Annotated in this window: 17 protein-coding genes and 1 pseudogene; 6 read left to right on the forward strand and 12 right to left on the reverse strand. The window is 64.0% G+C overall.

Going from position 1 to position 18,409, the window contains the following annotated elements; translation table 11 throughout:
- Positions 1 to 41: 41 nt before the first annotated feature.
- From scpB to AC3ANQ_RS15000, 4 genes are all read right to left on the reverse strand, one after another.
- Positions 42 to 707, reverse strand: coding sequence for an SMC-Scp complex subunit ScpB (gene scpB / locus AC3ANQ_RS14985; protein ID WP_488301773.1), 666 nt, complete (start codon positions 705 to 707; stop codon positions 42 to 44).
- Complete coding sequence (locus AC3ANQ_RS14990) at positions 704 to 1,552, reverse strand: segregation and condensation protein A (RefSeq protein WP_488305340.1); 849 nt, start codon at positions 1,550 to 1,552, stop codon at positions 704 to 706. The genes scpB and AC3ANQ_RS14990 overlap by 4 nt, the downstream gene beginning before the upstream one ends.
- 155 nt (positions 1,553 to 1,707) lie before the next feature.
- A complete protein-coding gene (locus tag AC3ANQ_RS14995) occupies positions 1,708 to 2,607 on the reverse strand; it encodes a ParA family protein (RefSeq protein WP_306866907.1) in 900 nt (299 codons plus the stop codon).
- A 243-nt stretch (positions 2,608 to 2,850) separates the two neighbouring features.
- Entirely contained in the window at positions 2,851 to 4,176 is a 1,326-nt protein-coding gene (locus AC3ANQ_RS15000; protein WP_488301774.1) for a cation:dicarboxylate symporter family transporter, read from the reverse strand.
- A gap of 152 nt (positions 4,177 to 4,328) precedes the next feature.
- Between AC3ANQ_RS15000 and AC3ANQ_RS15005 the strand changes: the two genes are divergently transcribed.
- From AC3ANQ_RS15005 to AC3ANQ_RS15030, 6 genes are all read left to right on the forward strand, one after another.
- Entirely contained in the window at positions 4,329 to 5,996 is a 1,668-nt protein-coding gene (locus tag AC3ANQ_RS15005; RefSeq protein WP_488301775.1) for a sensor histidine kinase, read from the forward strand.
- Positions 5,993 to 6,706 carry a response regulator gene (locus AC3ANQ_RS15010; protein WP_488301776.1) on the forward strand — a complete coding sequence of 238 codons (714 nt, stop codon included), beginning with the start codon at positions 5,993 to 5,995 and terminating at the stop codon, positions 6,704 to 6,706. Before AC3ANQ_RS15005 ends, AC3ANQ_RS15010 begins: the two co-directional genes overlap by 4 nt.
- 121 nt (positions 6,707 to 6,827) lie before the next feature.
- A complete protein-coding gene (locus AC3ANQ_RS15015; protein WP_488301777.1) occupies positions 6,828 to 7,469 on the forward strand; it encodes a GntR family transcriptional regulator in 642 nt (213 codons plus the stop codon).
- Positions 7,470 to 7,477: 8 nt separating this feature from the next.
- On the forward strand, positions 7,478 to 8,998 hold the full coding sequence (locus AC3ANQ_RS15020) for an MmgE/PrpD family protein (RefSeq protein WP_488301778.1): 1,521 nt from the start codon (positions 7,478 to 7,480) through the stop codon (positions 8,996 to 8,998).
- Positions 8,999 to 9,907 carry a methylisocitrate lyase gene (prpB, locus tag AC3ANQ_RS15025; protein WP_488301779.1) on the forward strand — a complete coding sequence of 303 codons (909 nt, stop codon included), beginning with the start codon at positions 8,999 to 9,001 and terminating at the stop codon, positions 9,905 to 9,907.
- A gap of 70 nt (positions 9,908 to 9,977) precedes the next feature.
- Positions 9,978 to 11,117 carry a bifunctional 2-methylcitrate synthase/citrate synthase gene (locus AC3ANQ_RS15030; RefSeq protein ID WP_488301780.1) on the forward strand — a complete coding sequence of 380 codons (1,140 nt, stop codon included), beginning with the start codon at positions 9,978 to 9,980 and terminating at the stop codon, positions 11,115 to 11,117.
- 118 nt (positions 11,118 to 11,235) lie between these two features.
- Here AC3ANQ_RS15030 and AC3ANQ_RS15035 read toward each other — a convergent pair whose 3' ends face one another.
- The 8 genes and pseudogenes from AC3ANQ_RS15035 to pyrG form a co-directional block, all read right to left on the reverse strand.
- The gene (locus AC3ANQ_RS15035) at positions 11,236 to 12,153 is read right to left on the reverse strand and encodes a hypothetical protein (RefSeq protein ID WP_488301781.1); all 918 of its coding nucleotides are present in this window, start codon (positions 12,151 to 12,153) and stop codon (positions 11,236 to 11,238) included.
- A 68-nt stretch (positions 12,154 to 12,221) separates the two neighbouring features.
- Positions 12,222 to 12,758 (reverse strand): NUDIX domain-containing protein, encoded by a 537-nt coding sequence (locus AC3ANQ_RS15040; RefSeq protein WP_488301782.1) that lies wholly within the window; start codon positions 12,756 to 12,758, stop codon positions 12,222 to 12,224.
- Positions 12,759 to 12,822: 64 nt separating this feature from the next.
- Entirely contained in the window at positions 12,823 to 14,148 is a 1,326-nt protein-coding gene (locus AC3ANQ_RS15045) for a hypothetical protein (RefSeq protein ID WP_488301783.1), read from the reverse strand.
- A gap of 2 nt (positions 14,149 to 14,150) precedes the next feature.
- Positions 14,151 to 14,417: an RNA polymerase sigma factor gene (locus AC3ANQ_RS15050; protein ID WP_488301784.1), complete on the reverse strand. Its 267-nt coding sequence runs from the start codon at positions 14,415 to 14,417 to the stop codon at positions 14,151 to 14,153.
- Between the two features lie 73 nt (positions 14,418 to 14,490).
- Positions 14,491 to 14,661 (reverse strand): annotated as a pseudogene (locus AC3ANQ_RS15055) (sigma factor); the annotation flags it as partial.
- Between the two features lie 166 nt (positions 14,662 to 14,827).
- The gene (gene xerD, locus AC3ANQ_RS15060) at positions 14,828 to 15,790 is read right to left on the reverse strand and encodes a site-specific tyrosine recombinase XerD (protein WP_488301785.1); all 963 of its coding nucleotides are present in this window, start codon (positions 15,788 to 15,790) and stop codon (positions 14,828 to 14,830) included.
- Between the two features lie 2 nt (positions 15,791 to 15,792).
- On the reverse strand, positions 15,793 to 16,455 hold the full coding sequence (locus tag AC3ANQ_RS15065; protein WP_265979110.1) for an NUDIX domain-containing protein: 663 nt from the start codon (positions 16,453 to 16,455) through the stop codon (positions 15,793 to 15,795).
- A gap of 27 nt (positions 16,456 to 16,482) precedes the next feature.
- On the reverse strand, positions 16,483 to 18,225 hold the full coding sequence (gene pyrG / locus AC3ANQ_RS15070; protein WP_488301786.1) for a CTP synthase: 1,743 nt from the start codon (positions 18,223 to 18,225) through the stop codon (positions 16,483 to 16,485).
- Between the last annotated feature and the right edge of the window lie 184 nt (positions 18,226 to 18,409).

Below are 18,409 nucleotides of genomic sequence, written 5' to 3' on the forward strand. Positions count from 1 at the left end.
GTTTCGCGCTGCCCTGCCTGCGGCCTGCTTGCGTCCCGCGATTACATGCGTTCGGCGTCGAAGAACTCCTCGATCCCCTCCAACCCCGGAAGGTGTGGGGACAATTGAGGCAGTTCCGCTACCGAGCCAATGCCCATGCGCTCGAGGAAGTACGAGGTAGTCCGGTAAAGGATGGCCCCCGACTCAGGATCGGTACCTGAGTCCTCGATCAGCCCGCGTTGGACAAGGGTCCGTACGACCGAATCGACATTGACGCCGCGGATAGCCGACACCCTGGCCCTGGAAACCGGCTGCCGGTACGCGATGACCGCCATGGTTTCGAGAGCTGCCTGCGTCAGCCGCGCGGTCTGGCCTTCGAGAACGAACCTGCCCACGACGTCGGCAAATTCCGCGCGTGAATAGATCCGCCACCCTCCGGCAACGTTCCGCAACTCAAAACCCCGGGGTGCAGCGCTGGCACTTGCATCGGTGTGCAAGCCTTCAGCGTCCCTGCCCGGGGCTTTAACAGTATAGCCGCTGTACTCCTGCTTCAGTCCCGCCAGCAAATCCTCGACGACGGCGACAGTCAGGTTGAGCCCGGCGGCGAGCTCTTCCGCCGTGGCCGGTTCGTCGATCACCATCAGGACTGCCTCCAGAGCCGCACGGGCGCCACCGGGTAGGCCTTCAAGCTCGGCAAGGCCGTCCCCGCCTGTTTCCTGCTCGCTCACAGCGGCTCCTCTGCCTTGTCGATAGTGCCAGTGTCTGTTTCTGCGGTGAGGTCCGATTCATGGTCGACAGGGCCGGAGTCGTACTCGTCGCTCAAGTTGTCGCTGCTCCATCCTTCCGGACGCCCAGTCCAGCGGACGGTCAGTTCGGCGAGGGGCCCCGGCTGTTCAAAGGCCACGACGCGGTCGCGGAACAGTTCCAGGAGCGCCAGGAACCGGGCGACGACAACAAGCGTGGACTCCGCGTCGGCAATGAGGGCCCTGAAGGATTGTGGCAGGCCGCGTTGCAGGCGGTACCCGATGATCTCGGCCTGTTCCTTGACACTGACGGGCGTTCCGTGGAGATGGTCGAGCCCGACTTCCTCAGGCGTGTTGTCCTTCGGCGCCAGGGTCTTGGCCGCCAAGGCCGCGAATTGCTCAGGCGTGTGGCGCCAGATCAGTTCGGGCAGCAATGCCGCGAAATGCCCTTCCAATGCAACTTGCCGCGGGAAGCGCCGGGCCTCGGACTCCAAAGTGCCGGACATGATCGCGGCCACTTGCTTGAAAGCCTTGTACTGCAGAAGCCGGGCGAAGAGGAGATCCCGCGCTTCCAGCAAGGCGACGTCCTCGGCATCTTCGACTTCGCCGGCCGGCAGGAGCCTTGCGGCCTTGAGGTCCAGGAGAGTTGCGGCAATGACCAGGAATTCGCTGGCTTCGTCCAGCGCCCAGTCCTCCCCCAGTTCCTGAAGGTGCCGAATGTACTTGATGAACTCGTCCGTGACGGTGGCCAATGCAACTTCCGTGATGTCCAGCTTGTGCGTTGAGATCAAGCCGAGCAGGAGATCGAAGGGTCCGGTGAAGTTCGCCAGCCGTACCTCAAAGCCGGCCTTCCGAGCGGTGGGCGAGACTCCGGCGTCGTCCGCGGCGCTTGCCGAAGAGGTCGACGGCGGGGCGTCACCGGACTGTGCGAGCCGGGCAGTCTGGGCGGGCGGGGCCGCAGGGGTGAGTGGCTCTGCCACGCTGGCTAGGGCGCGCCGCCGCGCGAAATCAGTTCCTTGGCCAAACGACGGTAGGCGTCAGCGCCGATGTGGTTTCCGGCGTAGCTGGTGATGGGCTCTGCGGCAACCGTGGCGTCGGCGAACTTGATGGAGCGCTTGATGACGGTCTCGAAGACTTTGTCGCCGAACGCCTCCACGAGGCGCGAGATGACTTCACGGCTGTGCAGGGTGCGGGCGTCGTACATCGTGGCGAGCACGCCGTCCACCTGCAGGCGCGGGTTCAGCCGGTCCTGGACCTTTTCGATCGTTTCGACGAGCAGTGCCACCGCGCGGAGGGCGAAGAATTCGCAGATCAGCGGGATGATGACGCCGTGCGCAGCCGTCAAGGCATTGACCGTCAGGAGGCCAAGGGACGGCTGGCAGTCGATGAGCACGACGTCGTAGTCGTCCTCGACGCTCTTGAGCGCGCGGTCAAGCACTTGTTCGCGGGCTACCTCGTTGACCAACTGGACTTCGGCGGCGGAGAGGTCGATGTTTGCCGGCAGGAGGTCGATGCCTTCGACGCCGGTCTTCTGGATGGCGTCGCGGATGTCCACCTTGCGGTCCATGAGTACGTTGTAGACAGTGAGGTCGAGCTCGTGCGGGTTCGCACCCAGGCCCGCGGAAAGGGCTCCCTGCGGATCGAAATCGACGAGCAGGACGCGCCGGCCGAACTCTGCGAGCGCAGCGGCGAGGTTGATGGTTGACGTGGTCTTGCCAACGCCGCCCTTCTGGTTGACCATGGCGATGACCCGGGCCGGGCCGTGGGAGGCCAGTGGCGCGGGTTCAGGAAAGTCGCGGTGCGGACGGCCCGTGGGCCCCATGACGGCGTCTTCCAGATCGAAATCCGTGCCTTCCAGCGTAGTTGCTCCCCATTCGCTGCTCACGTATCTATCTACTCTCTCCACGACGGTCATTTCCTGCGGCTGTTTCCGGCACCAGCACTGCTCCCCACCTAGGCTACAGCGCCCGACACGGCATTCCACGGAACTTGACATTGCTCGCAATTTGAGCCTTTACCTTCTAGTTGAGGTATAAGGTTTGTTCTCCGGCCGCCAAAAAACGAGCAAGGCAGGTCCCGCCAGGGGTCCTGCCTTGCTCGTGTTGATGCTTCTAGGCTGCGTGCCGCACTAAGCGGCCACGGCCTCTTTCACCACGGGTTCCGCGTGGTGGCTGATCATGGTCACCTCGTCGAACGGCTTCGCGCCGGACAGGACGTTTGTGACCTGGTTGCGGTCGATTTCCTTGACCCACGTGCCGATCAACACCGTGGCGACCGCATTGCCCGTGAAGTTGGTAAGGGCGCGGGCTTCGGACATGAAGCGGTCGATGCCCACGATCATGCCTACGCCGCCCAGGAGTTCGGGACGGTGGGCTTGCAAGCCCGCTGCGAGGGTGGCCAAGCCGGCACCGGAAACGCCGGCCGCTCCCTTGGACGCGATGATCATGAAGACCAGCAGCGATACTTGGGCGCCGAGGTCCAGCGGGATGCCCATTGCGTTGGCAACGAACAGGGAGGCCATGGTCAAGTAGATGGCAGTTCCATCCAGGTTGAAGGAGTAACCGGTGGGCACAGTGACACCGACAACCGGCTTGGAGATGCCCAAGTGCTCCATCTTGGCGATGAGCCGCGGCAGCGCTGCTTCGGAGGAAGACGTGGAGAAGATGAGCAGGTACTCACGGGCCAGGTACTTCATCAACTGGAAGATGCTGACGCCGGCCACAACCCGGAGCAAGGAACCGAGGACCACCACGATGAACAGCGCACAGGTGATGTAGAACGCGACCATCAGGGTGAGCATGCCGAAGATAGCCTTCACTCCGGTGGCACCGACCACTGCGGCGATCGCACCGAAGGCACCGACTGGCGCCAGCCACATGATCATGATGAGGATGCGGAAGACGAGAGACTGCCCGTGCTGGATGGCCTTGAGGACCGGCTGCCCCTGCGAGCCCATGCGCTGCAGCGCGAAGCCCACCAGAATGGCGGTCAGGAGCGTCGGCAACACGGGAATGTCTCCGGGGATAATACCCAGCAGGAAGTCGGCGGTACTGTTCGTGGCAGCCTTCGCGTTGGGGTCGTAAGGGATCAGCTTCAGGCCCTCGCCGGGGTGGATGATGTTGCCCACCACCAGTCCAATGGCGAGCGCGAAGGTGGACATCACCAGGAAGTACACCAGTGCAAGCCCGCCGACCTTGCCCACGGTGGCTGCCTTGGCGATGGAGCCAATGCCCAGGACGATGGTGCAGAAAATGACCGGGGCGATCATCATCTTGATGAGCTTGATGAAGCCGTCACCCAGCGGCTTGAGGGATTTTCCGACTTCAGGGAACATCAGGCCGACGACGGCGCCGAGCACAACTGCGGCGATCACGGCGATGTAGAGGTAATGCGACTTGTCCAGCCCCTTGCGCCCGGCCTTTGCGGGTGCAATCTCTCCTCTTTGAGAGGTCATGGCTTTGCTCCTTTTAGATACTCTGGAAAGCGCCGTGGTTCCTGCAAAATGTCCCTGCGTCGCTCTGCTGTGATATCCATCATTCGGGGCAAGGTGACATGTATCACTGTTGCGTTCATATTGGTCGCAGAATTGATCAAAAGGAGGAGCGCGTGATCCGACGCTGGAGCATTGCCCGGAGACTTTTTGTGGCGAACCTGCTGTTCATCCTGGTGCTCACCGCGATCGTGGGGACGGCCGCCTTCGTGGACGCCAGGGACCGGGCCTACAACGACGCCGGCCAGCGCATGCAGGCCGTTGCCGCGGCGATCGCAGCCAACCCCCTCGTACTTCAGGCCGCCGGCACGCCGAATCCCTCGGCGACACTGCAGCCGTACGCGCAGGTAGTGATGGCCAACGCCCACGCCGACTTCATCACCATCATGGCGCCGGACCGGACCCGCTGGACCCACGCGAACCCCGACGAAATCGGCAAACCCTATATCGGCACCATTGACCCGGCATTGCACGGACAAACCTTCACGGAAGTCACAGCTGGCACCCTTGGCCCGTCGGTGCGCACCATCGTTCCGGTGGAAGATCCATCCGGAACCGTTCGGGCCTTGGTAGCCGCGGGCGTCACGGTTCGAACGGTGGACGTCGCAGTGTCGGCGCGGCTCACTGCGATCATCGCAATCTCCCTGGCCATGCTCGCAGGCGGCTCCCTGGCCTCCTGGTTGTTGGGCCGGTACCTGAGCTCCGTGACCCGGGGCTGGGGGCCCGAGCAATTGGCACAGCTGTTCGCGTACTACGAGTCGGTCCTGCACTCAGTCCGCGAAGGCGTGGTGCTCATCGACACCGGAGGCAGGGTGGTCATGTATAACGACCAGGCCGCGGAACTGCTGGGACTGGAACGGGCCGACGTCGACCCCGCAGCAGGAGCAGCCCCGAGCCTTTCGGATCTGCCCCTGGAACCCAGCCTCCACGGCCTGTTCGAATCCGGCCGCACGGCGCACGACGAAATCCACCTCACCGGGTCCCGGATCCTGGTGGTGAACCAAGCGCCCGCGGTGGGGCCACCGGGAATGACGGGTCGCCAGCGCCCCGCCGTGTTCGGCACAGTAGCCACGCTCAGGGATCGCACGGAAATCGAGTCCCTGGGCAGCGAACTGGAGACCATGAAGACGCTGTCCGACGCCTTGCGGGCCCAGACGCACGAGCACGCCAACAGGTTGCACACCATTGTTTCGCTAATGGAACTCGGGCGCACTGCCGACGCCTTGGATTTTGCCACCAAGGACCTCGAACTAAGCCAACAGCTCACCGACCATCTGGTGGCATCAGTGGACGAACCTGTCCTGAGCGCACTCATCATGGGGAAATCGGCAGAGGCACACGAACGCGGAGCGGAGCTCACTGTCACGGTGTCCGGCGGGGACGGCCTTCAGGGCTTGGCCGTCCAGGATTTGGTGACGATCTTGGGAAATCTGCTGGACAACGCGCTCGATGCCGCAGCAGTTGCTCCCCCGCCGCGGAAAGTGGAACTGGGAATCGAGTCGGGACCTAACGGAACCACGTTCACGGTTGTCGATTCCGGCCACGGCATCGATCCCGGCATTGTGGACGACGTCTGGCAATACGGATACAGCACCAAAGCAGCCGGCATCGGACAGAGCGCGGGCCCGGGAGCTCCCTCCCGCGGCGTTGGCCTGGCACTAGTGCGGCAAGCGGTGCAGCGGCTGGGCGGTACGCTGTCCATCAGCGAATCCACCAGCGCCTTGGGCGGTGCGTTGTTCCGTGTGGTGCTCCCCGCGCCGGACTCCAGGAAAGAAGCCGAATGACCGATATCCGCGTCCTCGTTGTCGAGGACGAACCCATCGCCGCAGATGCCCATGGCGTCTACGTCGGCCGAATTGACGGTTTCACTGTTGCTGGGACGGCCCCGGACGGACAGTCTGCCCTGCGGCTGCTCAACGATTTCGCGGCGGCGGGACAGCCGGTGGACCTTGTCCTGTTGGACATGAACCTGCCGGACCTTCACGGACTGGACGTTGCCCGCCGGATGCGCGCGTCCGGCCTGCTAGCCGACATCATCGCCATCACTGCCGTCCGGGAAGTGAACATCGTCCGCAGCGCCGTGTCAATCGGCGTTGTGCAATACCTGATCAAGCCGTTCACCTTCGCGACGTTTGCGGACAAGCTCGCCAGCTACCGCATGTTCCGCGAGCAACTTGCCGCACCGGCGTCGGGCGCGCGTGCCAGCGGGGCCTCGCAAAGCGATGTGGACCAGGCCTTCGCGAGCCTCCGCGCGCCCACCGAGCTCCCACTGCCCAAGGGCCTTTCCGCACACAGCCTGGACTCTGTCAAAGACCTTCTCGCAAGCCTCGGCCGGGCCGTCTCCGCCAGCGAGGCAACCGAGGCCCTTGGCATGTCCCGGGTCACCGTGCGCCGCTACCTCGAGTACTTGGCCGACGCCGGATTGGCTACCAGGAATCCGCGCTACGGCACTCCCGGACGCCCGGAGAACGAGTACCGCTGGAATCGGAGTTAGCCCACGATCCACCGCGGATGTATACACAGTCGGGGCGATGGCTTGTTTTTATCCCCAAAAGCTAGGCCAGGCAGAGGTTTATGTATACACTAAAGACATCCGCACAGCAGAGGGAGGATCCATGCGCGCCAGCGACAAGGCCTATGCTGCCCTGCGCGAGGACATCATTGAATGGCGGCTCGCCCCCGGCACCGTCCTCGCCGAAGTGGAACAATCCGAACGCTTGGGCGTGTCCCGCACACCTGTCCGGGAGGCGCTGGGCCGGCTCAGCGCGGAAGGGTTGACGACGGCGGCAGGGGGCCGCGGCGTCGTCGTCACCGATATCTCGCTGGAGGACATCGACGAGCTGTTCGAGCTGCGCGAGACCTTGGAAGGCAAGGCTGCCGCCCTCGCCGCCGTGCGCGGTGAACGTGCGGTGTTCGAGCAACTCCACGCCGAGCTCCTCCGGGCCCCGGAGCTGATCAGCGAGAGCGATCCCGCACGGCACGACTATTACGCCCTGGTGGGAAGGCTCGACGAAGCGATCGACGAGGCCATCTCCAATTCCTATCTCGCCCAGGCCATGCGTAGCCTGCGAGTCCACCTGGTGCGGGTCCGCCGCCTCGCGGCCGACGACGCCGGGCGCCTCCATGCCGCCGCGGCCGAGCACGCCGCGATCGCGGAAGCCATCGCGGCAGGCAACCCCCGGCTCGCCGAAGCCGCGACCACCCTCCACCTGCACCGCAGCCTTTCCCACGTCAAAGCCACCCACACACCTCACTAAGGAGCACCATGGTGAAGAACAACCACGTCCGCGTCTACAAGAGCGAAGAGAACCTTGCCCGTGAGGAGCAGCTGGCGCACAAGATCGCCACGGTCGCCGCCGACCCCGTCGAGGTCCTTCCCCTGGTCACCGAGATGGTGATCAACCGGATCATCGACAATGCCTCCGTTGCTGTCGCGTCATTGAACCGTGCCCCGATCATCGCTGCCCGGGCGCAGGCCCTGACCCACGCACCGACCACCAACGGCAAGGGCTCCGGTGTCTTCGGGATCAGCGACAAGGTCTCCCCCGAGTGGGCCGCCTGGGCCAACGGCGTCGCCGTACGTGAACTCGACTACCACGACACGTTCCTGGCCGCGGACTACTCCCACCCCGGCGACAACATCCCGCCGATCCTTGCCGTGGCCCAGCATGTCGGTGCCAGCGGCAAGGACCTGATCCGCGGCATCGCCACCGGCTACGAGATCCAGGTGAACCTGGTCAAGGCCATCTGCCTGCACAAGCACAAGATCGACCACGTAGCCCACCTGGGCCCTTCCGCCGCCGCCGGCATCGGCACCCTCCTGGGCCTGGACGTCGAGACGATCTTCCAGTCCGTCGGCCAGGCCCTCCACACCACCACCGCCACCCGGCAGTCCCGCAAGGGTGAAATCTCTACCTGGAAAGCCCACGCCCCCGCGTTCGCCGGCAAGATGGCCGTCGAGGCCGTGGACCGGGCCATGCGCGGCCAGACCTCCCCCGTGCCGATCTACGAAGGCGAAGACGGCGTCATCGCCTGGATGCTCGACGGCCCGGACGCCTCCTACGAGGTCCCGCTGCCCGAAGCCGGGGAGCCCAAGCGGGCCATCCTGGACACCTACACCAAGGAACACTCCGCCGAATACCAGGCCCAGGCCTGGATCGACCTCGCCCGCAAACTCCACAAAGAGCACCCCGAGGCCACTGACCCGGCCAACGTGGCCTCCGTCCTCATCAAAACCAGCCACCACACGCACTACGTGATCGGCTCCGGCGCCAACGACCCCCAAAAATACTCGCCCACCGCGTCCCGGGAAACCCTGGACCACTCCATCCCGTACATCTTCACCGTCGCCCTACAGGACGGCTCCTGGCACCACGTCGACTCCTACAGCCCCGAACGCGCCGGACGCCCCGACACCGTGGAGCTGTGGCACAAGGTCACCACCGTGGAAGACCCCGAATGGACCCGCCGCTACCACTCCCTGGACATCGCGGAAAAGGCCTTCGGCGGCACCGTTGTCATCACACTCGCGGACGGCACCGTCATCACGGATGAGATCGCCGTGGCCGACGCCCACCCGCTCGGCGCCCGGCCGTTCGCCCGCCAGCAGTACATCGACAAGTTCCGCACGCTCGCCAAAGGGCTCGTCGAGGAGAACGAGATCGAAAGATTCCTCGCCGCCGCCGAAGCCCTGCCGGACCTGGGCCCGGGCGAACTGGACCAGCTGAACATCACCGCCGCCCCCGGCGTCATCGACCTCGCCGCCGCACCGAAGGGACTGTTCTAGATGCTCTACTCCAAGACCACGCCGGAGCAGAAGCGCCTCGCCCTGCGCGGGATGCTCGCTTCCGGAACCATCGCCCAGTTCCCCGGCGCGTTCAACCCGCTCTCGGCACGCCTGATCGAAGAAAAGGGCTTCCCCGGCGTCTACATCTCCGGCGCCGTCCTCGCCAACGACCTCGGCCTGCCGGACATCGGGCTCACCACCCTCACCGAGGTCGCCACCCGGGCAGGCCAGATCGCCCGCATGACCGAACTGCCCTGCCTGGTGGACGCAGACACCGGATTCGGCGAACCGATGAACGTGGCACGCACCATCCAGGAACTCGAAAACGCCGGACTCGCCGGCTGCCACATCGAGGACCAGTTCAACCCCAAGCGCTGCGGGCACCTGGACGGCAAGAACGTGGTCGACGTCGACACCGCCGCCAAGCGCATCCGCGCCGCTGCCGACGCCCGGCGCGACCCGAACTTCCTCATCATGGCCCGGACCGACATCCGCGCCGTCGAGGGCATCCAGGCCGCCCAGGAACGTGCCCGGGCGCTCGTCGACGCCGGCGCTGACGCGATCTTCCCGGAAGCCATGAAGGACCTGTCCGAGTTCCAAGCCATCCGTGATGCAGTGGAAGTGCCGATCCTGGCAAACATGACCGAGTTCGGCAAGAGCGATCTCTTCACCGTGGAACAGCTCCAGAGCGTCGGCGTGAACATGGTGATCTACCCTGTCACCCTGCTCCGCATTGCGATGGGGGCTGCAGAGCGTACGCTGGAAACGATCAAGGCCACAGGAACGCAGGAGGCGCAGGTGGAGAACATGCTCACCCGTGCGCGGCTCTATGACCTCGTGGACTACGAGGCTTACAACCACTTCGACACGAGCGTTTTCAACTTCCAGATTCCTGGGCTCAGCCGGTAACTGGATCAATCAAGGGATGCAGGCGCTCCGGCCATTCCGGAGTTCTTGCCGACGAACGAAGGAGGACAGCATGGTAGCTGTTGAGATCAAGAAGGGCCTGGCCGGCGTTGTGGTTGACTACACCGCGATCTCCAAGGTCAATCCGGACACCAACTCGCTGCTGTACCGCGGCTATCCCGTGCAGGAACTCGCTGCCAAGTGCAGTTTCGAGGAAGTTGCCTTCCTGCTGTGGAATGGTGAGCTGCCTACACCGGAAGAACTTACAGAGTTCACAGCCCGCGAGCGCGCGGGCCGAACCCTTGACCCTGTGGTGAAGCAGGTCATCGATACGCTGCCCACTACAGCCCACCCCATGGATGTGTGCCGTACGGCCGCCTCTGTACTGGGAGCACGGCACCCGCTGGCCGACGTTTCCACGCCGGAGGCCAATATGGCCAAAGCAATTGACTTGTTCGCCGCTATGCCGGCGGTGGTCGCTTACGACCAGCGCCGCCGGCGCGGTCAGGGAGTCGTGGAACCCCGCGACGACCTCGGATACTCTTCGAACTTCCTGTGGATGACCTTCGGCGAGGATCCGGTGGAAGAAGTCGTCAAGGCGTTCAACGTCTCGATGATCCTTTACGCCGAGCACTCCTTCAACGCGTCCACCTTCACGGCCCGCGTTGTCACCTCCACCCTCTCGGACCTGCACTCCGCCGTGACCGCGGCGATCGGCGCCCTCAAGGGCCCGCTGCACGGCGGCGCCAACGAAGCCGTCATGCACACCTTCGAGGAAATCGGCATCCGCACCGAGGAATCCCTCGATGACGCCGCCTCACGGGCCAAGACCTGGATGGAACAGGCCTTGGCGCAGAAGAAGAAGGTCATGGGATTCGGTCACCGGGTCTACAAGCACGGCGACTCCCGCGTGCCCACCATGAAGGCCGCGCTGGACAAGATGATCGCCCACTACGGCCGGCCGGAGATCCTGGGCCTGTACAACGGCCTTGAACAGGCCATGGACGAGGCCAAGGCGATCAAGCCCAACCTGGACTACCCCGCCGGACCCACCTACCACCTCATGGGCTTCGACACCCCCACCTTCACCCCGCTTTTCGTAGCCAGCCGCATCACCGGCTGGACCGCACACATCATGGAACAGACCGCGTCGAATTCCTTGATCCGCCCACTCAGCGAATACAACGGCGTGGACGAACGGCACCTGCCGTAATTTCTGGACGTACGACGGCGGGCCGGTCACCTCCCCACGAGCACCCTGACCTCGCAAGCTCGGCCAGGGAACCCTGCTCGCGTGGGCCCAGGTGGCCGGCCCGCCGTCGTACTGCAAGCTATTGAGTGAGCTGCAGGCTGGTGATCATCCGCTTGAGCTTCTTGTATTCAGGTGTCTGCAAGTACTGCGTGGCTTCCGCCATGGTGCTGAAAGTGCGGGAGCCAGAGGCCTGGGCGTCGCTCGTGGCGAAGGACAGCGTGCCCTTGGGCGCGTCGGCCACGAAAGAGTACATCAGGCAGCTGTCCCGGACTTCGCCGCTGGACTTGTCCACCAAACCGATCTGGTAGCCGATGCCGCCGCCCTGGGCTGTCTGATCCAGCACGCGAAAAGAGAACCGGGCTTGCGACGTGGTGACCCACTGACCCGTCAGTGAGGTGGCGGCTTTGTCGAGCTCCGTTTGTTTGTATGTGCCGGGCCCGCAGGCCCCGCCTACGCCGCCGCCCGCGCCATAGTAGAACTTGGCCATGACCCGCCCCGCCTCGTCCTTCACCTGGATCCCGGAGGCGGGATTGCTGGCGGTACCTGCGGGAACATCAGTGGCCGTCCAGCCCATGGGGAGGTCGAACTGAGCGTGTGCGCTGGCACTGACGAAGCTCGTCCAAGTGACGTCGGGCGTGGGAGTTGCTGATGCAACAGCCGAGGCGGTGGCCACCGTTGAAGCCGGAGCCGTCGCCGACGCTGTTGGCGTGGCAGTAATCGTTGCGGGGGCCGTCGTGGCAGCCGGAGCCTGTGGACTTCCGCTCTGCGCCCGGCCCTGGGACCCAAGGTTCCCGGCAACGAGGACTCCCGCGGCCAGGACCGCTGAGGCCACAGCCACCAACACGATGATTCTCAGCCTCCGCATCTTCCTTTTCCGTTCAATGTCTGCTGAGTCCACGCCCAACATGTTCCCGTCGATCTCAGGGCGGTATGAACGCTCCATGCTTTCGTCGTGCATGGACAGTCCGTGGCCATCGTGGCGCTTGGAATCCACCATTCCCCCTTTGTCGGTAAGCGCCCCTAACTGGGCGTCTATCGTGTTAGTTTCCGGCAAACGTCTTGAGGTTACAGCCCGGGTACCCAATTCTGAGCGGGCACATCCGCTGCTGCTCCGTCGTCGGTCCAGTCGGAGTGGAAGACTTCGGCCACGTTCTCGTTGTCGTCGGCGAGCACTACCCGGACGTCCATGCGGCGGCCATTCATCATCGCGGGAAGCCAGTGTTCGGCATCGGCCCACATGTGGGCAACGGGCAGTTCCTCCGCCGGGTACCACTGCGGCGTGATCTCGTCGCTCTCTGTGGGCTCCCCCACCCACGATTCTGCGAGGAACACAGTGGTGTACATGTTCCATTCGGGTTTGGCAGGGAAGACAAAGTCCACAGTGCCCGCGGCCACCAGGTCGTCGGGCTCAACTTGGACGTAGACTTCTTCGCGGACTTCCCGGCAAACAGCCTCGATGGCGGTCTCCCCCTCCTCCACGTGGCCGCCGACGCCCACAACCTTGCCCTTGCCGAAGCCGGTGCGCTTGCGTCCGAGGAGGACCTCCCGACCGGCATCGACCTCGCGGAGGAGAAAACAGAGGGTCACGTGGGCGGCTGTCATGGGATCAAGCCTACGACTGCCTCGCCCCTGAAGAACGACGCCGGGCCGGCGTCGTGGCTCGTCGCTAGCCCGCTTTGGTGATGGTGAGCGAGGTGATGACCGCCTTGAGGTCCTTGTAGCCTTGCGTCTGGGTGAAGGCCGCGGCCTCTTCCATTGTCTTGAACTTGTAGAGGCCCCATGTGGGTCCGCCAAGCGGACGGCGGTCCGTGAAGCTGAAGAACTTCAAAGCTCCGGGTCCTGCGACAGCAAGATCAAGGACGCAGCCAATCCCGTCCTGTCCGGCAATGCGGTTGGTGATGCCAATCCCTGCCTGAACGGGACCTCCGTCATTTGCGGCTGATGTCATGGCGACGAAGACGAATCTTGGTGTTCCTTGACCTGGCAATGCCGGGTCGACGGGCAGCCCGGGCATGGGCTGGCTGTCAAGGATCTTGTAGGGCGCCTTGTTGAGGCAACTGCTCAGGCTCCAGTCGTTGGTTTCCCCCAAGGCGAGCCGTGCCATGGACTGGCCATTGGGGTCCGTGAGCGCTGTCCCAGGACCGCCTGTTAGGGAAAGGCTGCCTGGGTCACCCAATTGCCACGCAGCGGGATAGTTGAAGCTCACTTTGTAGCCTGTGGACCGGTCCTCGTAGGTCTTGATGCCAAGCGCTGCCAGGGATCCCGGCTCCGGGGAGCCGACGAGCGCTGTACGAAGCTCGACTGGGATTCCATTGCTGACAAACGCTTTGTCCATGAATTGCTCAGCCGTCAGGCGATCGTTGTTGGACGCAGCGGCTGCCCAGTTCACAAGGCTGGTTTCCTGCACGTACGTCCCGTTGACAAGTCTGGCGATCCAGAACCAGTCCCCCGGTTCCGGATTCGGATTGTCGCTTGGTGCGGGCGCCATGATGCTCATCCATCCGGCCTTGCAACCCACAAGCCGGAGAATCGGCTTCAGCCGCTCCAATGAAGTCATGGCGCCAGTCAGGTTCTCAATCGTGCATTCACCGTGGCCAACGGCGACGAGGGACGAAGGCGTCGCCGTGGAGCTTGCCGTCGCGGGCGCGGTCGGGCTTGCCGTGCCGGCCGCCGAAGCAGCCCCCGTCGGTGACGCGCTCGGCGCTATCGTGGACGTACCGGCCGGAACGGGCACAGCAATGATCGAACCGAGATGGGTTGCCACGAGCACTCCGGCGGTCACAGCGGCGGCGGCCATCGTCAGCAATCCCGCGATTCTGGCATTCCGGAGCCGTCGCGCGGCCGCCAACGAGCGAACATTCGGCGGCAATTTATCAGCGCCGCCGGCCGGGGCAGCCAGCACCCGGGCCAAAGCCGCCTCTGCATCCGGCACGGGCTCCCCTCCACCGCGCAACGGATCGGCCCCCTCAATCAGATCTCTGATCGGATCCATCCCTACGCCCCCAACTTCTGTGCCACGGCACCGGTACTGGCCGGCAGTAACTTCCGGAAGGCCTCACGCGCCCGGTGCAACCGCACCTTCGCGGCCGACTCACCGCATTGCAGGACCGCCGCGATCTCAGCCACCGTCAGTTGATCCCAATACGCCAACTGCAGAATGTCCCGGTCTTTCTCCCGCAAGGAATCCAACACTTCGTCCACCAGTGAATACCTGCTCCCCGGCGCCATCGCCGGGGACCACGGACTCACGAAGCCGCTCATGCAGCGCTAGCTGGCGCTGATGACTCCGATAAGCATTCCCGAGAAGATTCCTGGCCACCGTGAACAACCAGGCCACATCCACGGACGACGCTTCATCCCATTTCTGCCAAGCCACACGAAACACGTCGGCGGCCAACTCCTCAGCCACCTGTGGGTCATCCACCCGCCGCCGCACAAACCGGAATATGCGCGGATACGTATCCCTGTGCAAGGCGATGAACGTCGATTCCCCCTCGGAAGGCACAATCCCCCACTCTCAATCCGAAACCAAGCCAAAAACCTGACTAACTGTATAGTTTCCGGCACAAGCCCGCAGGTTACAGCTCTGGCACAAAATGGACCCGCGGCAACCAGAGTGTCGCGTTGAGCGACGCGGGGGCAGCGGCCGGAACCGCGTTCAGTGCAAGGTATCAGCCGAGCGCACGGGGATGCGCCGCAGCGTACACCTCTCGCAAGGTGTCGGCGGTGACCAAGGTGTACACCTGTGTGGTGGTCACTGAGGCATGGCCCAGGAGCTCCTGCACAACACGGACGTCCGCACCGCCCTCAAGCAGATGCGTGGCAAACGAATGCCGGAGCGTGTGCGGGGAGACATCCTTGGTGATGTTGGCCTTCTCCGCTGCTGCCTTCAGAATTGTCCAGGCACTCTGCCGGCTGATCCGCCCTCCGCGGGCGTTCAGGAACAGTGCCGGAGTGCCTTTTCCTTTGGCGGCCAACGCGGGCCTTCCGCGGACCACATAGGACCCGACGGCGCGAGCACCATAGGATCCCAGCGGCACCAGGCGTTCCTTGGAGCCCTTTCCGAAGAGCCGTACGATCGCGGGCCCATCGGCTTCCGCTTCGAGCGAGACATCGTCAACGTCAAGCCCCACAGCTTCGCTGATGCGGGCACCTGTGGAGTAGAGGAACTCCAAGAGGGCCCGGTCCCTCAGGCCGGTGGCGGTATCAGCACCGGCCGCTTCGAGGATACGGGTCACTTCGCCGACGCTAATGGCCTTCGGCAGACGCCTGCCGGGCATTGGCGGGTGGACATCGCTGGCGGGGTCCGCCGTCGTCGTCCCCTCCAAAGCCCAAAACTTATGGAGCCCGCGGACGGCAACCACGGTGCGCGCCGCAGAACGCACTCCGAGTGCTGCACCACCATCCGAGCCGTCGGCGAGGGCCTGCACAAAGGCGGTGACATCGTGGCGGGAGATGTTGCCTGGATTGTCGACGCCGGAGGCGGCCAGGAAGTTGGAATAGCGGGACAGATCCCGGCGGTAGGCGGACAACGTGTTGCTTGCGAGGCCGCGTTCCACGCCAAGGTGCTGCAGGTAATCCGTGACGGCCCGGGCAATGGCAGTTTGAATCCGGGCTTCCGCTAGCTGCGGCATGGTCAGCGTTGGCTCGGGTGGGCTGGCCAGGGGGCATGGGCAGGGCGCAGGCTCCTGAAGCCGTCGGCGCGTGCGGCTGCGGCGGCGAGGATCCCGACGACGGCGGACGGGTTGTGAAGGCGGCCTTCCAGCACTGCCACAACAGCTTCGTCGAGAGGGACCCACACCAGCTCGATTTCGGATTCCTCCTCCGTGCGGACGTGGCGTTCGGCCTCGGGCACGTCTCCCAGTCCCCGCGCCAGATAGATTCGGATCGCCTCGCTCGAGGATCCGGGTGAATTGAAGAAGTCCACCAGGACGTTCCAGGTGGCGGCCGTAAGATCGGCCTCCTCAGCCAACTCCCGGGCCGCACCCACTACAAAATCTTCCCCTGCCACGTCCAGAAGCCCGGCGGGAATCTCCCACAGATCCATGCCGACGGGGTGGCGATATTGCTTGAGTAACAGGATTTCGCCGTCGACGTTCATCGGCAACACCGCGACCGCGCCAGGATGGTCAATGTAGTCGCGGACCAAAGTACCAGTATCTTCGCCCAGCTCGAAGGCGTCGCTGACGACGTCCCAAATGCGGCCTTCGTAGACCTTGTTGGACGACAAAAGACGGCGCGGGCTCGGCATGTCCGAAACCTTCCGAAAAGTACTGGGGGTTTCAGAAATACCGGGCATCGCGCCGTCCTTCGTTTGTGTGAGCGATTACTTCGCGGCTACCTTGCGAGCCGACTTTGCAGCCGAATCAACGCCTGCCTGGCGCTCCAGCGCAGCCTTCACGAGGCCCGCAAACAGCGGGTGCGGGCGCGTGGGGCGGGAGCTGAGCTCCGGGTGGGCCTGCGTTGCCACGTAGTACGGGTGTACTTCGCGCGGCAGTTCCACGTACTCAACCAGCTTGCCATCGGGAGACGTTCCGGAGAACACCAGGCCCTCGGCCGCGATCTGCTCGCGGTACTTGTTGTTGACCTCGTAGCGGTGGCGGTGGCGTTCGCTGACAGTCGTTGCGCCATAGGTCTCTGCAACCACGGAGCCTTCGTCCAGCTTGGCTTCATAGAGACCCAGGCGCATGGTGCCACCCAGATCGCCCTTGCCGTCCACGATGTCCAACTGCTCTTCCATCGTTGCGATGACAGGGTATTTGGAGTCGGGCTCGAACTCGCTGGAGGATGCGCCTTCGAGGCCGACCACGTTGCGGGCGTACTCGATGACCATGCACTGCAGGCCCAGGCACAGGCCCAGAACCGGAAGCTTGGTTTCGCGGGCGAACTTGAGCGCGCCCAGCTTGCCTTCCAAGCCACGAATACCGAAGCCGCCGGGAACGCAAATCGCGTCGACGCCGGCCAGGGACTTGGTGGCGCCAGCGAGGGTCTCACATTCGTCCGACGGGACCCAGCGGATCTTGACCTTGGTTTCGTTGGCGAAGCCGCCGGCACGCAAGGCTTCGGTCACGGACAGGTAAGCGTCCGGGAGGTCGATGTACTTGCCCACCAAGGCAACTTCCACGTGGTGCTTGGGGTTGTGGACTGCTTCGAGGAGCTTGTCCCAGCTGGTCCAGTCGACGTCCTTGAACGGGAGATCCAGGGCACGGACGACGTAGGAGTCAAGGCCCTGGGAGTGCAGCGTCTTGGGGATGTCGTAGATGCTGGGAGCATCGGCGGCGTTGACCACTGCATCCATATCGACGTCGCACATGCGGCCGATCTTTTCGCGCATGGCATCGGGCACTTCGCGGTCCGAACGGATCACGATCGCTTCCGGCTGGATGCCGAGGGAGCGCAAGGCGGCAACTGAGTGCTGCGTCGGTTTGGTCTTCAGTTCCTGCGACGGACCGATGTAAGGCACCAAGGAGACGTGGAGGAAAAAGACGTTGTTGCGGCCGATGTCCTGGCGGACCTGGCGGGCCGACTCCAGGAAAGGCTGGGACTCGATGTCGCCAACCGTGCCGCCGATTTCGGTGATGATGACGTCCGGAGCGTTCTTGCCTTCAGCAGGGAGGCGCATGCGGCGCTTGATCTCATCCGTGATGTGCGGGATGACCTGGACGGTGTCGCCGAGGTACTCGCCACGCCGTTCCTTGGCGATGACGGTCGAGTAGATCTGGCCGGTCGTAACGTTGGCCGAACCTTCGAGGTTTTCATCGAGGAAGCGCTCGTAGTGTCCGATGTCGAGGTCGGTTTCGGCGCCGTCGTCAGTGACGAAGACTTCGCCGTGCTGGAAGGGGTTCATCGTGCCCGGATCCACGTTCAGATAGGGATCGAGCTTCTGCATAGTTACAGACAAACCGCGTGCCCGCAGCAGGTGGCCGAGGCTCGAAGCCGTCAGTCCCTTACCGAGCGAGGACGCCACACCGCCAGTGACAAAGATGTGTTTGGTCGTCTTGGACGAGCCCGGGAACCGGGAATTTACACGGGAATTTGATCGCTGCACCACGGAATTCGAGCCTATCATCAATTGCGCCTCCAAAGGATCCGCTAGCCGTTTTCCCAAATGCTCAATAGTCCCCTGCCATCGGGCAAGGATCAAGAGTAAAGTCCACCCGAAACGGCAAAACCAGGTCAGTCGCTCGGGAATCCCCGGCGTGGCAGCGCCCTCCGCGTGAGCCCGCTCCCGCTCCGTCAAGGCCGGGATGTGA

The sequence above is a fragment of the Arthrobacter sp. DMZ02-1R genome (assembly GCF_057747935.1).